The organism is Ignavibacteria bacterium, from assembly GCA_016873845.1.
Taxonomy (GTDB): Bacteria; Bacteroidota; Ignavibacteria; order Ch128b; family Ch128b; genus JAHJVF01.
Window position 1 is genome coordinate 12,365 of the sequence record VGVX01000037.1, and the last position, 15,616, is coordinate 27,980.

General features: G+C 35.9%; 14 protein-coding genes and 1 pseudogene. 6 read left to right on the forward strand and 9 right to left on the reverse strand.

Annotated features, from left to right (window positions below; genetic code table 11):
* Positions 1–47 precede the first annotated feature (47 nt).
* The 7 genes and pseudogenes from FJ213_08165 to FJ213_08195 form a co-directional block, all read right to left on the reverse strand.
* The gene (locus FJ213_08165) at positions 48–902 is read right to left on the reverse strand and encodes a DUF3078 domain-containing protein (GenBank protein ID MBM4176133.1); all 855 of its coding nucleotides are present in this window, start codon (positions 900–902) and stop codon (positions 48–50) included.
* Between the two features lie 66 nt (positions 903–968).
* The gene (locus tag FJ213_08170) at positions 969–3,464 is read right to left on the reverse strand and encodes a hypothetical protein (GenBank protein ID MBM4176134.1); all 2,496 of its coding nucleotides are present in this window, start codon (positions 3,462–3,464) and stop codon (positions 969–971) included.
* A gap of 54 nt (positions 3,465–3,518) precedes the next feature.
* Positions 3,519–3,764 (reverse strand): annotated as a pseudogene (locus tag FJ213_08175) (type II toxin-antitoxin system HicA family toxin).
* Positions 3,757–3,984 carry a type II toxin-antitoxin system HicB family antitoxin gene (locus FJ213_08180; GenBank protein ID MBM4176135.1) on the reverse strand — a complete coding sequence of 76 codons (228 nt, stop codon included), beginning with the start codon at positions 3,982–3,984 and terminating at the stop codon, positions 3,757–3,759. Before FJ213_08180 ends, FJ213_08175 begins: the two are co-directional and overlap by 8 nt.
* A 76-nt stretch (positions 3,985–4,060) precedes the next feature.
* Positions 4,061–5,146 carry a DUF4922 domain-containing protein gene (locus FJ213_08185; protein MBM4176136.1) on the reverse strand — a complete coding sequence of 362 codons (1,086 nt, stop codon included), beginning with the start codon at positions 5,144–5,146 and terminating at the stop codon, positions 4,061–4,063.
* 32 nt (positions 5,147–5,178) lie between these two features.
* Positions 5,179–6,654, reverse strand: a complete 1,476-nt coding sequence (locus FJ213_08190) for a glycosyltransferase family 2 protein (protein MBM4176137.1) — start codon at positions 6,652–6,654, stop codon at positions 5,179–5,181.
* 91 nt (positions 6,655–6,745) lie between these two features.
* Positions 6,746–7,282, reverse strand: a complete 537-nt coding sequence (locus FJ213_08195; GenBank protein MBM4176138.1) for a hypothetical protein — start codon at positions 7,280–7,282, stop codon at positions 6,746–6,748.
* 206 nt (positions 7,283–7,488) lie between these two features.
* On the opposite strand from FJ213_08195, the gene FJ213_08200 reads away from it, so the two are divergent.
* From FJ213_08200 to FJ213_08225, 6 genes are all read left to right on the forward strand, one after another.
* On the forward strand, positions 7,489–8,997 hold the full coding sequence (locus tag FJ213_08200) for a multidrug transporter (protein ID MBM4176139.1): 1,509 nt from the start codon (positions 7,489–7,491) through the stop codon (positions 8,995–8,997).
* Between the two features lie 147 nt (positions 8,998–9,144).
* The gene (locus tag FJ213_08205; GenBank protein ID MBM4176140.1) at positions 9,145–9,291 is read left to right on the forward strand and encodes a 50S ribosomal protein L34; all 147 of its coding nucleotides are present in this window, start codon (positions 9,145–9,147) and stop codon (positions 9,289–9,291) included.
* A complete protein-coding gene (locus FJ213_08210) occupies positions 9,288–9,701 on the forward strand; it encodes a ribonuclease P protein component (protein MBM4176141.1) in 414 nt (137 codons plus the stop codon). Before FJ213_08205 ends, FJ213_08210 begins: the two co-directional genes overlap by 4 nt.
* On the forward strand, positions 9,698–9,907 hold the full coding sequence (gene yidD / locus FJ213_08215; protein MBM4176142.1) for a membrane protein insertion efficiency factor YidD: 210 nt from the start codon (positions 9,698–9,700) through the stop codon (positions 9,905–9,907). Before FJ213_08210 ends, yidD begins: the two co-directional genes overlap by 4 nt.
* A gap of 13 nt (positions 9,908–9,920) precedes the next feature.
* Entirely contained in the window at positions 9,921–11,750 is a 1,830-nt protein-coding gene (yidC, locus tag FJ213_08220) for a membrane protein insertase YidC (GenBank protein MBM4176143.1), read from the forward strand.
* Positions 11,751–11,768: 18 nt separating this feature from the next.
* Entirely contained in the window at positions 11,769–14,558 is a 2,790-nt protein-coding gene (locus FJ213_08225; protein ID MBM4176144.1) for a hypothetical protein, read from the forward strand.
* Here FJ213_08225 and FJ213_08230 read toward each other — a convergent pair.
* Entirely contained in the window at positions 14,555–15,091 is a 537-nt protein-coding gene (locus tag FJ213_08230) for a hypothetical protein (protein ID MBM4176145.1), read from the reverse strand. The genes FJ213_08225 and FJ213_08230 overlap by 4 nt on opposite strands.
* Complete coding sequence (locus FJ213_08235; GenBank protein ID MBM4176146.1) at positions 15,091–15,591, reverse strand: hypothetical protein; 501 nt, start codon at positions 15,589–15,591, stop codon at positions 15,091–15,093. Before FJ213_08235 ends, FJ213_08230 begins: the two co-directional genes overlap by 1 nt.
* Between the last annotated feature and the right edge of the window lie 25 nt (positions 15,592–15,616).

The following is a 15,616-nucleotide window of genomic DNA, read 5'->3' on the forward strand; positions in this document are numbered from 1 at the left end:
TGGCACCTATTAACAACTCGTCACCCTCATGGTTAACACTCCATTATCTATAAAATGGAATATGTAATTCCCAGAGTTAAAGCTTCTTTAAGCTGTCTTTTAACCGATAGATCTTTGTCATAAAACAACTGTATGTTCAATCCAACGGCTATATATTCTGTAACTTTAGCAGAGAAAAGATTATCCCACCGAACATCAACTTCATTTATAGCTTTTAAATTTGAGAACATTTCAAGCTTCGACGAATAGATGATATTATCATGAATCTTCCTTTGATAATCAGTCACCGATGTTAAGCCCCACTCTGTCCTTGTTTTTTCGATTGTCGGAGTTTTTGGATCGTCTGCATACGGAGTAGGAAAATCTTTTGTGGTTGTGATTTTCATGGCGCCGCCGAAACGAGTCTTGAGATAATCTCCAGGCGAGTATCCAATTCCCGCGCTAAGAGTCACATATCCAGGGTCCATGAAATTTGAAATTGCCGGAGTTGCAGTATCTTTATAATTATATCCTTTTGCAAACTGCGATACAAAACTTACCGAAGCAAATGGATTCACATAAATACCAAGTTTATATATTAATACACTTTCTAAATTTATTTCGTCATCAGATTTTCGGGTATCTTGATCACCGACTTTGGTTTGCCCAAATGTGAACTTCCCCTTATTTGCCCAATTGAATTTTTCTTCATCTAATGTAAAATTAGTATTGAAGTTTAACTGCCAAGCAAGAGTATTCTCCCCGCCGGCAGCCCAATTTTCAAATGCTGCTTGGGTCAAATTTAAGTTTCCGATCACAGCTTTTTTCCAGCTGTACTCTGGCTTTTTCTCGTCTTGAGAATATACACTCGACGAAATGGTGAAAATTATTATGAACACAATTATTGATCGAAAAAATGACATACTGTCCTCCAATTATTAATGATTACTTTAATTACAAAAATTAAATTTCCAATTTAATTTCATAAATTATCTCTCTAGCCAGCTTGTTCGAAAAGAATCAAAGTTTGGTTCTATAGCTGTGAAAAAATTGGGTATTGTATTTGCCTCGAAATAATTGACACCATCTTTGGTTACTTGCCACGATTCATCACTGTAAAATCTAAATTGAGATACAGTTGATTGCAGATCAATCTGAACATTAATACCAGCAGAAACATTCTTACCAAAATTTTTTGCTTTGATGCGAATTTTATTGACTCCGGCTTTAAGATAATCTTTTATATTAAAAAATTTTGCCCTCTGACTTTCAACCCAAAGCGAAAGCGTTCGCCTGCCTCTAACATCTCCGACAAGTTTATCGTTTACATATAGCTCTGCATATGAATCTGCCATTAAATGAATCATTGCAGAAGTGATTTTATCTTTTATAATTACTTCTTTTTCAAAAACAGCATCCGAAACATGTGGTAGATCTTTCGCGCCTGGATTTGCATCGGGATGATATATCCATGGGCTTTTTAATCTCGCATCGTAAGAAACAATTTCTTGGTTTAGCTCCGATTTCATTTCCTCCCAATATGAAATTTGTCGATCGTATTTTTCCTTTTCAATTAAATTTAGATTGTCTTCTCGATTCGTGAGCAGCCATAATTGCCTAAATTCTTTTTTCAATTCTTTTAATCTCAAAATCATATCATTGCAGAGGTTAGAAATTTCTTTTCTTTCTTCCTTCGCCAAGAAACCACTTTTGGAATCAATAAAGTTTTTAATTTTAATCGAGTACAAAAGTTTATCTCCAAACCAATAAGCTTGCTTTGCCGCGAATTTCATGAGTCGAATGTTATCAAAGTTTCTCAAATCTTTATTCGAATAATTATCTAACAAATTCAGAATTGAAAGTGCTCTCGACTTTGTTGATTCCGCACGTACTTTCAACGACATAGATTGATCAAGAGGATTTGCTTTCGGTTCGAGAAATGGATGACGCCACAGTTCATAAATATGGATCGAAAGTCCAAAATCCGAAAGCATTCTGAAGATTGCAGTTAAAACATTTTCCTCTCCGCCGAAAAAGTCTTTGAAAAACTTCGCTCTAAATTTCTCAACATCAACATTAAGTGGATTCCATGAACACTCTGCTCCAAATGCATAACCAAACCAATTGAACTCTCTAAAGTTTTCTCCTCCATTATCTCCCCAATTAGAATTTATAAATCCAATCGTTCCATAATCGTACGAAATTTTTGTGAAGTCACGAATATTTAGAATTGAATTTTCCATGTATGGGAAGATTCGATTATAATTTGAAACGGATGGAGAACAATAAAACGGGGTCCCATATTCTTTATATTTTTTGACGTACGGTTCATAGTCTTGCGTTCCATAGCGCCAATCGACGACGATAATATCTTTCGGCATCATATCGAAAATTTCCGGGTGATTGTGGATGATGTCGCCGTACATCATCATTGTCTTACCGTATTTCTTTATTATTTCGTTCACTCTTTTATAGTGATTCGCATGTACCGCTGCAATTCCAATTTTTTCGGTGATTGATTTACTATTGCCAAAACCAACGTCCCACGATTCATCCAAACCTGCATGAAAATATTTTGATGGAAATAGTTTTGAAAGTTCTCTAACACAATTTTCAATGAACTCATAAGTTTTCTCATTTGTAACATCTAACGATGCTGCGCCTGGAAAATCTGCAAGCTGATAATAATTCGGCTGAATCAATAAATTCTCCCAATGCCCAAGCGTCTGAAAAATGGGAATGATCTCCACAAAGTATTTTTGTCCGTATGCAACGAGTTCTTTAATTTCACTTTGCGTCAATCTTCCTCTGCCGATACCAATATCTGGATAGCTTTTTAATTCAATTGCATCCTCAAAGTATGGTTGATATACATTCATTTTATATTGCGAAAGGGAACGAATTATTTTTTTAAAATTGCAAAGCGTTGAAACCTGCCCGCGTGCAAAGTCGTCGGATATTCCTCTCATCGGAATTGCTGGGTAATCAATTATTGTTGCACACTCAATAATAACTTTTCCGTTTTCATTTTTTTGAAGCATCTGAAATAAAGACATCAAACCATAAAATGCTCCTTTAGAATTATTCGCTAAAATTGCGATTCTATCTTTTTCAATTGAAAGAATATATGCTTCTTCTTTTTCAAGAAGACTGTTTTCACGAATTGCTTCCTTGAATTGCCAAGCATTTTCGTTGACTGTCAGTGAACCAAAGTAAATGAAGTTCTTTGCTGGTTTTTTTTCGCTTAGGTTAGGGCCAGATCGAATGTTGAATTTTTCTAGAATTTCTACTTGCAGTTCTTCTCTGAAAAATTCCGCTCGATCTGAAAATTGTTCGAAGAAAAGTTTTGTGTCTTTATTAAAAACAAATTGCCCCTCTGACTTCAAAACTATCTGCGGCTTTGGAATTGGGACTAAAAGACTTTCTGGCTTGGAAAACAGAGCGGTAAAGGACAAAATTAATAAAGTTAAAATTAATGTTTTCATTTTTAGATCGGATTTATTTTTTGATACCTATTTCTGATAAAATAACCGGTGAAGCTAATTTGTATAAAAGTGAGACTCTAATTCATTTTCTGGAATATATTTTGTCGACTGCCTTAAGATGGCTTAAATTGTTCCTTTATCAATATCAATATGATTTGGGATAATTAAAGTTTGTTCAATGCCGGTTTCAAGAACTCTAACGATTTTTACGTGACTACCTTTTTGACTCCTTACAGAAAATCCAAAAAACTTAAATATTTTTATAAGGTCTTTTCCGGAAAGGCTTTTCAGTTTAGGCATAAATTAAAGAATCTAATTCCATATTTGCAATAATTGCAGGCTGAGCAACGAGATCATAATTCTCTAAATTCTCATCTTCCAGAAATAATTGAACTGTTTCTTTGATATTGTTCACAAGTTCATCGAGTGATTTACCCTGTGTTACAATTGGAACGTTCAATCCTTCTGCAACATACTGTTGCTCTCCTTTAAATATATGAAATTGGATTACTTTTCTCATAGCTGCTTCATCGATTATTGCTTGCTCAAGTTAAGTATAATTATCTGTTAATTCAATTTACACTCAAAGAACCTTTTTACAAATTTTTTGTTTGTAAAAGGTCGATAATCTTGTTGAATTTATCTTGCTTCAACGTAACCTCTCCATAAATTTTCTCAATCAACTCGACATTCATTCTTTCAAAATCTTTTTGCAAAGGAGTGACGAGCATTCCTGCCATGTCAACCAATCCTGGACTAACGAGCATGCGCTCTTCACCTTCAGTAAAATAAACTTCAGGGCGATGTTTTTCTCTTGGAAAAATAATTAAATAAAACACTTCGTCTTCAAAGAATGAGAGCAGATTCATCATCGGTTCGTCACTCGTCTCGGTGATTTCCTGTAATATCTTATAAATAGACTGAAATAATTTTACGATTGAATCAATTGATTTTGATTTTACGATTATTACATTCCGAAGATAATTTTCCGAAGCAGCAATTGAATATTCCTCACTCGAATAAATCGTTTTGAAATTTTCTTCGTGATTCAGAACATCATTTTCTGCTATCAGTTCATTGGCAGGACACGCTTGAAAATGGAAGTGATCAGGCGCAGAAGCACCGCATTTTGGTCCATTGTAAAAAATTGAATAATCGCCATCAACAGCTTTCGTTAATCTCATCATTAAGTCTATATTATTTAAGATTAACTGCGGCTTGTGTTCAATGTGAGAAATTGTGAAGTGCTCGTTGAATATAGGTGCAGGATTGCAAAGAACAATTAATTGCGCTTCAAATATAATCCCTTTTTGTTCTTTAGGAAGATTGTTTATGCACAAAAAACATTTTCTATTTTTGATTGTCTCCCTGTCAACTTTCGCCGATGAACTAATGAATCTTGTCGGATTATATTGTGTCTTAATTTCAAAATGATCCTTACTCCCGGATTCATTTGAACCGCACCAATCAAATTTGTAGTGACGATACTTGCTTGAATGAAATCCTTTCCATCCTTCGCTTAGCATTCCCCAGTTTTCTTTTTGATGAAGAAATGCAGCAAACATTAAATCCGCAAAGTCTGATTCGTTTAAATTTGGATTATATTTTCTAAGCTCGTGAATTGAAATAATTTTTTGCTGCATTACTTTTATAAATTGACCACAGATTTTTAAGAAAATCATGATCAATCATGATAATCCGTGACCTATTAGGGTTATGTATTAAATTTAATTCTCGCTAATATCTCTTTCGTACGGATTGTATCTTTATAATGATTGTGCTTGTTTTGTGCAGTGATAGATAACTGCGAATCTGTATTTCCTTCCCATCTTCTGCAGAGATAAATCGGTTCGTAGATCCTTCCAATTTCATATTTACGTGAGATTTCTAAACAGACAGCATAATCTTCGCCATAACTCACGTTCGGAAATCTTACTTCGCGCAGAATTGATGTACGATAAGCCCTCGGCGCGCCAAGTCCATTAATTCGCAGTGCATTATTACGACCGTTGTTTCTCGTCCATTCTTTATGATCGATTACGCCTGGCGGAATTTCTTTCAAATCAAAATTAACCATTTGATAAGTTCCAATAACAGCAGCAAACTCGTCATCATTGAACGCATCAACAATTTTCTGCAGAGTCTTTTCATTCGAGTAAAGATCGTCAGAGTCGAGCTGCACTGAATACTTGCCACAGAATTGCGAGATAATTGCTTCGTTCCAGCAGCCGCCGATTCCCAAATCTTTTCTTTGCGGAATGATGTGGATTAAATTTGAAAACTTTTCTGCAAGTTGTTTCAGCTTTTCGGTTGTTCCATCGGTTGAATGATTATCAACAACAATACAATTGAAGCTGAAATATGTTTTTTGATTGACCACGCTTTCAATTGCGTTTTCTATTGTATTGACTCGATTGCGAACCGGAATTATGACACTTGCTTCAACCGGATAATCGAACGATTCCTTTGGAACTTTTTGAAATTTTGGTTTAAGAAAAGCTTTTATTGATTGCAAGAATTTTGTTGCGGCATTTTCCATTTCTAATTGAACTTGCCAATTCTTTGGATCAACATAATCAAAAAGCTTCTCCCCAGATTTTCGAACATCCGTTTCGACGAGTGTATATAGAAACTCCGGTATTCGGATTATTGGATAAGAGTTCTTGCTGGTAAGAGTTTCGGATGAAAGTTTTAATCTTAGATCATACAAGCCGGCAAAATTAAATTTGCCAAGACTTCCATGTTTTTTTAATGCACTTCTTATTTTTTTTGTAGAAAACAAAAGTATCGCCCCGAAATCAAATCCATCGCGGATACTTCCGAGCTGATAATCCTGTACTGGATGCTCTTCTCTCAAATCACTTTTTATTTCATAAAAATCAGAATAGACTAATGAAGCATCATAAGATTTTGCGAAATCTAAAAATCTTTCAACTGCAAATTGATTTAACTCAATTTTGGTTTGTTTATTGACGAAGATGAAATAGTCCGTGTTAACCTTTTTAATGACACTGTTTATCGTATCGGATGATGAAATTGATCTGGTTACAATTGTGTCGTAACCATTTTTATGATCTTTTTCAGAAAGCAGAACGATTTTCTCAACCATCGGTTCGTATAAAAAAGTCTTGATTAAATCATTTGATTCGGGTGAGTTAGTGTACGGTATGAAGACAGTAATTCTTTGCATGATTCCTAAAATTTTTGATTACAAAATAATAAGAACTTGAAGAAGTTAAAAGAAAGCTAAACTGATCCAATTGATATTGACTTGAATTTATTCAGTTAAATGCAATTCCAATTGTGATATAGGGGAATAAAAAAAGCTCGCTCACAAAAATTATCGGTAGATGAATTCCTGTTTCCATTTCAAGAGAAATTGATTTTGAAATTGGGTAAACATAATTGAACCCTGTACCTCCGAATGGAACTATAAAGGGTGAGAAAAAATAACCAAAGAACAATCCCAAGCTGCTAAATAAATAGAAGTTGTTCATAAGTTTTATCTCAGGACCTAATTTTGCATATGCAGATGGTAGAAAAAATGCTAAAAAATTTACGCCCCCTTCCATAAACCATCTGACTGAAACTGGTTCCTGCAGCCAATAATCCCCAATAGTACGGTAGTTAAAATTTAAAAAAGGATAAAGTTCACTTTTAAAATCCTCTTGATGTGATCTTACCCCACCCACAAAAAATCTAACTCGAGAAAGTGAATCTTCTTCTGAGAGAGAATAAGAACTGCTGAAGGATGAGCCATTAGAATAAGCTGATTGATTAAAAACCACTAAACATAAAGCAAAAATTATCTTCAACATTTATTCCTCCAAAACAAAAAATAGGAAATCATTCTAATCTCTGAATTATCTACCTCAAAAATAAAGAACTCTTGACTATTAAACACTAATAGAAATAAGGCCATCTTTAACCCCTTTTAATGAAATTGTCATTAAGCTGCATTCTCAAATTCCAATTTCCATCTTACTGATTCCATTTATATATTTGCCTACAAATCGGAAATGCAATGGAAGAAAAAGTTAATCCTAAAGAAGTAATCTCAATACTAAACGACTTGAGCAGTTCGGTCGATACAACCTCTAAAGAAGCTGCCATCATTCTTACAGCAGGACATGGAAAGAGGATCAAATCAAATGTATCGAAAATGCTTCACAACATTTGGGGAAAACCAACTGTCGTAAGAGTATATCAAGCTTGTGAGCACGGGCTTGACAATCCGAACATAGTTGTTGTAGTTGGAATAAAAGCTGAAGATGTTGCCTCTGTAGTCGGGGAAAAAGTCAGAACTGTGTTTGCTTATCAAAAGGAACAAAATGGTACAGGCCATGCTGTAAGAATCGGAATGGAGCCGCTCGGTCAAAATGGTTTTGATGGAACAATTTTTATTTTTCCTGGCGATATGGGACTGATAACTTCCGAAGCGGTTGCTAAATTCAAAAAAAGTTTTGAAGAATCTTCCGCCGATATGATGGTAATGACAGGAATTTATGAAGGCGATTATAAGAAAAACTACTACGGAAGAATTATCCGTGTTCCGGAAAAAGATGTGAACAAGAAAAATTCAGGCAAAGATTTCGGAAGCGTAATTGAAATTATTGAACACAAAGATATTTTAAACCTTGCAGAGGATAAACCATACATCGTTGAATTCAAGGGCAAAACTTATTCCTTCACAAAAGATGAACTGCTGACGAATAATGAATTCAACGCAGGAGTTTATGCATTCAAATCGCACGAATTGAAAAAATATTTAGTCGAGCTAAAAAGCGATAACGTTCAGCAGGAAATTTATATTACAGATATGATCTCCATCTTCAATAAAAATGGATTGACTGTGCACGCCGTTTCGCCGGAAGACCAATCTGTCGTTATGGGATTCAACGTAAAAAGTGTATTGAAAGAAATGGATGCTATTGCCCGTGAGCGAGCGTATGAAAAGCTAAAAGATATAATTGAGATTGACGATCCAGAAGATTTTTTCATCTGCGAAGAAGTTATTGAAGAAATAATTCAATTAGATAAAAACGGAACTCCGCTTGATATTAAAATCGGAAAAGGTGCTCATATCGGTCATGGGGTAAAACTGAACGTTGGTGTAGAGCTGAAAAAAAATGTTCATGTAGATGGGAATGTTCATTTCGGAAAGAACGTGAAAGTGTGGGAGAATGTTTTACTTTCAACTTTTTCTCATCAAACTTTCAAGATTGGTAACAATGTAGAAATTCTTTGGGGAGACATCATCAAAGGCAATATCGAGATCGGAGATGGCTCAAGAATCGAATCCAGCGTAAATATGACCGGAAGCGACGACTTTCCGCTGCGCATTGGCAAGAATGTTTTAATTAAAGGGACAAGCTATCTTTTTGGTTCAATTGTGGAGGATGATATTTTCATTGAACACAGTGTATTGATAAAAAAGAAAGTCGAACGCCAGCTCAAGAAAGACGGTTCGGTTCGGCCAATTCGATTTTATCTCCCTATGCCTGAAGGAATAGATTCAATTACCGACCTGTAATCAGATTTTATTTTATCTCTTCTTTTATGCTTTTTTATTCATTTTTTATAGGAATTGGCAATTATAATCATATTCCTAAATCAATTGTTTATAAAATCTAATTTTTCTAACTTTGTGCCTAAATTTTAAGAATTATAAGGAAATTCGATGAAAAGAACATATCAACCGAGCAATACGAAGCGTAAGAGAAAGCACGGTTTTAGAGAACGAATGAAAACTAAAAACGGACGAAACGTATTATCAAGAAGAAGAGCAAAAGGAAGAAAAAAACTTTCCGTAAGTGATGAGAAATAAATCCCTTGCAGCGATTCCGCTTTCCAAAAAGTGAAAAATTAAAATCAAAAAAATATTTTGAGGAAACTCTCCTCTACGGCAAAAAGCTCTATTCCGAAAATCAAACAATAAGATGTTTCTACCAATTAAAAAATTTTACCGACTTGCGGTTTCAAGCCGCATTTATTGTCGGGAAAAAAAATGGAACTGCCGTATGGAGAAATCGCTTCAAAAGAATTCTAAGGGAAATTTTTAGACTTCACAAACATAAATTTTTTTCATCACTTGAAACAAAAGGAAAATCCCTCTTTGTAATTTTTTCTTCTCATAGATTGAATCAGAAACAAAATAATGTTTTAAGATATAAAGACTTTGAGCCGGAAATGTTAGGAATGATGAATGTTATACAAAACGACAGTGAACTGCAATGAAGTGGATTTTCATTTATATAATTAAATTTTATCAAAGACTCATCTCTCCACTTTTTCCTCCATCATGCCGATTTTATCCGACTTGCTCTGAATACTCCATCGAGGCATTCAGTAAGTACGGAGCTTTTAAAGGATTTGGAAAATCTGCTTGGAGAATCTTGAGGTGCAATCCTTTTAACAAAGGGGGATTCGACCCTTTAAACTAATTAGGAATTTGAAATGGATAGAAATACAGCATTAGCATTTGTTTTGATCGGATTAGTTTTAATGGTTTGGCTTTGGACAAATTCTCCAGATCCAAATCAGCAGCCAAAGAAAAAACAAGACACTACCGCACAGATTGACACATCAAAAATTAAAAAGGAAGAAGAGCGCGCCGTTCAAGCACAAACTCCAACTCCTATCGATACACTTGGGCAATATTTTTCAACTGCACAAGCTGGGAAAAATCAAATAGTTACTATTGAAAATGATCTATTTCGTGCCGAACTGACATCGACCGGGGCAAAGATCCAGAAATTCTTCTTAAAGAAATACAATGAATGGTACGGCGGAGACGTTCAGCTTATCAATTCTAAAGCGGGTGGCGATTTTTCAGTTACGTTTTTAACTCTCGATGGGAAACTTATAAATACGTCCGGATTTGAATTCAAGCCTGAAAAAAATCTATCTTATCTTAACACTGATAATTCCGATTCTGTCTCCGTCAGCTTTGTAATGAAAGTTTCCGAAACAAGTTCTGTCAGAAAAACTTACACGGCATACAAAGGGAAATATTCTCTTAAAGCAGATATTGAATTTATTTCAATGGAGCGAATTATCTCAAATAGAACTTTTACTGTAAATTGGCAAAACGGTATTCGCTTCGTCGAGAAAAATACTCATGATGAAGCCACTTTTTCAAAAGCTCTCTTCTATGCTGCCGAGGAAGAATTCGATCTTGACGCAAGCTCGCCAAATGAAAAGTACATCAAAGATGCTAACGGCGCAATCGATTGGGCGGCAATTAAGAATAAATATTTTGCAGTTGCAATCATTCCTGAAGAGATCGATCAGGATGGCGGTATTACTTTAGATGGGAAAAAATATATCGGCCCGAACAGAAGTGAATATGAAAATTATTCAATAATTTTCAAGCAGACTTTCAATGATCGATCATATCAGAAAAAGTCTTACGAACTCTATTTAGGCCCAATCGAATACGACATTTTAAACAATCATCATCATTCGCTTGTGGCACTTGTAGATTTCGGAACTTTCTTTGGATTGACATTCATTGTTCGGCCGATTGCTGAGTATGTTCTTCTGCCGCTGTTTAAGTTTCTGCATTCTTTCATTTCAAACTTTGGCTTAGTAATAATTATCTTTTCGCTCATAATCAAAATCGTTCTTCATCCATTGACTAAGCAAAGTATGAAATCGATGAAGAAGATGAGTCTGCTTCAGCCGAAAATGACAGAGCTGAGAGAAAAGCTCAAAGATAATCCGCAAAAGATGAACCAAGAAGTGATGAAGCTCTACAAGACTTACGGAATCAATCCTGCAGGAGGATGTCTTCCTATTTTGCTTCAAATGCCTATTTTGATCGCCCTATATGGACTTTTCAGATCTACTATTGAATTACGTCACGAGCCATTTGTATGGTGGATTAAAGACCTTTCAATTGCAGATGTAATCGCTACTCTTCCCTTCCGAATTCCAATATTCGAAATAAATGAAATCAGCGGCTTGGCACTTCTGCTCGGCGTAACAATGTTTTTGCAGCAAAAGATGACTATAACCGATCCACGTCAAAAGGCAATGGTTTATATTATGCCTGTTATGTTTACGCTTCTGTTCAACTCATTTCCTTCAGGTTTGAATTTGTATTATTTCATGTTCAACTTATTTTCAATTGCACAGCAGCAGTATATGAATAAATTCACTCCTGCAATTGAGCTTCAACCAGTAAAAGATACCGGGAAAAAATCTTGGATGCAGCGTCTAATGCAGCAAGCAGAAGAAAATGCAAAAGATCGCCGCAAGCGAATGGCAAAAGGCAAGTTCTAGATTTAAAATTGCACTCTGATGACACAGATTAAACAGATTGCCGCTGATATTCAAAAAAAGAGGGTGGTCAATTTAAATTTTGGCAATTCTAATAACCCCGTGACGCTGTTTAAATTATCTGTGTTCTCAATTTTTCTTCTCCTGTTCGTTTCGTGTAATGCTCTTGCACAATCAATTCAAACTATTAAAACTGAATATCAGATACAGCCGCTCCCCTTCGGACTTTCTTATAAAATTCCAAAACAAAAACCTAAAGTCGCTCTTGTTCTTTCTGGCGGAGGTGCACGCGGTGCTTCGCAGCTTGGAGTAATTAAAGCTCTCGAAGAAAATAACATTGATGTAGATTTAATTGTTGGTACGAGTTTCGGAAGCATCGTCGGCGGACTTTATGCCAGCGGCTATTCGACAAAAGACCTCGATTCAATTCTTACGCTTGAAGATTGGGTTAATATAACTTCATTCACCGAAAAGAAACGCAGAACAGATCTATTCGTTGATCAAAAAATTACTGAGGATAAAAATATTTTAACTTTAAGATTGGTTGGGTTATCCCCGGTAATTCCTACTTCAATCAGCTTTGGACAGCAGCTTACAAACTTTTTGAATCTTACGATCATCCAAGCCCCTATCCATGCAAAAAAAAGTTTTGATGAACTCTTAATTCCCTTCAGAGCAGTTTGTACAGATCTGAAAACCGGTCGGGCGGTGGTACTTTCTGGGGGCGATCTTTCCGAAGCGATGCGTGCAAGTTCAAGTGTTTCATTTTTACTCTCGCCAATTGAAAGAGACACTCTTCTTTTAGCCGACGGTGGATTGGTTGCAAACATTCCTGTAAGCATTGCGAAAGAATTGGGTGCGGATATTATTATTGCAGTAAATACTACAAGTCCTTTGCGTCCGTTGGAGGACCTTCGAACTCCATGGTATTTAGCAGATCAGGTCGTAAGCATTCCTTTAAAACAACTTGAAGAAAAACAATTGGAAATGGCAGATGTAGTGATCACTCCTCCGATAGAACATTCTTCTTCCGATTTCACTGGATTGGATTCGCTTGTTGAAATTGGTTACTTGGAAACAAAAAGATCAATCGATAAAATCAAAAATTTAATTAACACAAAATATTCGGAGAACTTAGCTGCATTCTCTTTTACAATTGATAATTTAGTTTACACACCTCAGGCTGAATCTGTTTTTGATGCTATGATTGCTTCTTACTCTTTGAAAGATTCTATTCAATCTAGCCGCGTGATTGAAGACCTCTACCAAACTGCTGAGAATAATTATGAATTTATTCAGTTAGATTTTTTTAATAAAGACGGCATTACAACCGCAGAAGTTTCTTTTCAAAATATACCAATATTAAAAAAGATCGCATTCAATAATAAAGAGATCCATTCTTTCGTAGATGAAGCAGGGGCATTCTCTTCGCTGATCGGAAAACCGTTCAACCCGAAGACTTTAATTGAGAAATTTATTTCGCTGATGCGCGAATACCGTTCTAAAGGATTGTCTCTCATTGACGTGACTAATGTACAATTCGATGCTGCTGATGGAACGTTGAGTTTCGAAACAACTTCAGGAAAGATTGACAACATAATTATTTCAGGCAATAACAAAACCGATCCGAATGTTATTCAGCGTGAAATTCGTCTGCGGCAGAATCAGCTTTTTGATGTTAATTTACTAAGAACAAGTCTTACTAATTTGAACGCGACTAATCTTTTCGAAAATACCTTTGCTTATTATTCTGATGCGGATGATATAAAGAATCTAACTTTCCGAGTAAAGGAAAAATATTCCGGATTAATTCGAATTGGATTACGAGGCGATAACGAAAGGAATTTGCAATTAGCTCTCGACATTCGCGATGAAAATATTTTCGGCTCTGCTACAGAAATTGGATTTCAATTCCTTGGCGGGCTGCGGAATAGATACTTGGGACTTGAGCATCGTTCAAACCGCGTCTTCAATACTTTTATCACTTACAAAGTGAAAGCGTTCTATGATTTAATTGATCGTTTTTCATACTCCGACGCACCGGAAATTTCTCCGCAAAACTGGTCGCGCCTGCAAACCGGAGAATACAGAGAAGTAAAATACGGATTGAGTCTGGCTGTAGGTACGCAAGTCGAAAAGCTCGGAAATATTTATGTTGAAGGGAGAAAAGAAAAGCAAAACATAAGTTCGTTAAGCGGATTTGGTTTTCAAACCGGCGAATTTAATCTCGTCGGCTTACGGCTTGGTTCTATTTTCGATTCGCAGGATAAATACCCCTTCCCAAAAGAAGGAATTTTGATGAATGTCTTCTACGAAACGTCACAAAAAATTCTTGGCGGTGAGATAAGTTATTCAAAAATATTTTTCTCATACGAAGCATTCCATACTTATTTCAAGAATCACACGCTCATTCCAAAATTTGTTTTTGGATTTGGAGATGAGACACTTCCAATCTCCGAGCAGTTTCGTCTCGGCGGACAGAACTCATTTTTTGGTTTGAAAGAAAATGATCTCCGCGGAAAACAGCTCTTCCTCGCTTCGCTTGAATACCGGTTCTTTCTTCCGATAAAAATATTTTTCGATACTTACTTAAAAGTCAGATATGATCTTGGGGCTGTTTGGCAAGGAACTTCATCAGTAAAATTTGCAGAGCTAAGACACGGGATAGGCGCAACGGTTTCATTTGATACGCCGATCGGTCCGGCAAACTTTTCTGTTGGAAAAGGATTTTATATTCGCAACGATCTTCTGAAACGTCCGCTCAGCTTCGGTCCGTATCAATTCTATTTTGAGATCGGCTATCCGATTTAGATTTTTATCCTTCGCTTAATAGATTTTTCCCCTTGTGCAACGTAATGATTCTTCAATTCGATGTTTCCCATCTTTCCGTAGAGTTCCGATAGCTTGTAGTATAGAATCGAAGGATCGTTCACTTTGTTCACTCCGCGTTTAACAAAATTTACAAGTGTATTCGGCTGAGGAATTTTCAGATCGGAATTGTAGCAGTCCAATGCTCGGATGTAAGGTTCGGTGAGTTTGTTGTTCGATTCTGCAGCTTTTTTATAAAAAGTTATTACGGTTTCAAGATTGTCGTCATTCTCGTAGCTCAGCTCGATGACTTTCGCTCCCCACATATAGACGTCATAGGATATTTTTGGAAATGAAGATGCAAGCTTTTTGACGAACATGCAGACTTCGTTCTTGCTCAGCGCAGGATTCCAAAACAGAATCTTGTAGATCTCGAAATTGTCCACTCCCTCCTTCACCGCCTTATCGAACGTATCGAAAAGCTCATCAGAGTTTTTCGAATTCTTAAAAATGTATTCATAATGATATTTTTCCATTATGACACCCTCAAGCTTTTTAATATGTTTTCTTTCGTAAAGCTAATCGTTTTTGATTTAAATTCAACAACTATATTTTTATCCCACACTTTTTCGTTCTTCTGCGAGATTACCGCATCGGCTATGTTTACGAACTCTATTTTTTCAAACTGTTCATCCTTATTGAAAAAGCAGAATGCAATGATCACGGGGAGATTGAATTTTTCCATCCAGGATTTGTATGAATCATAAGCGCGTTTGTTGATAATCAGTTGCGAAGTCCGTTTCGCTTTCCAGTCGAGGAGTGCAATGTTTTTATTTTCATAAATCAAAATAAGGTCTGGCTTATCTTCTCCCTTTTCCCAGACACGTTCGTAACGTTTATCTCTCCCGAACTCCTGAAAGTTGAATCCCCATTGTGCAAGAAACTCTTCGCCGTGCTTTGCCGCTTTATCATGAAGCTCATAATTTTTTCTGAACGCTTCTTTCGATTTGAATGGATCGATATCAAGCTTTTTCATAACTCGCTCTCGGCTAAGATACGAA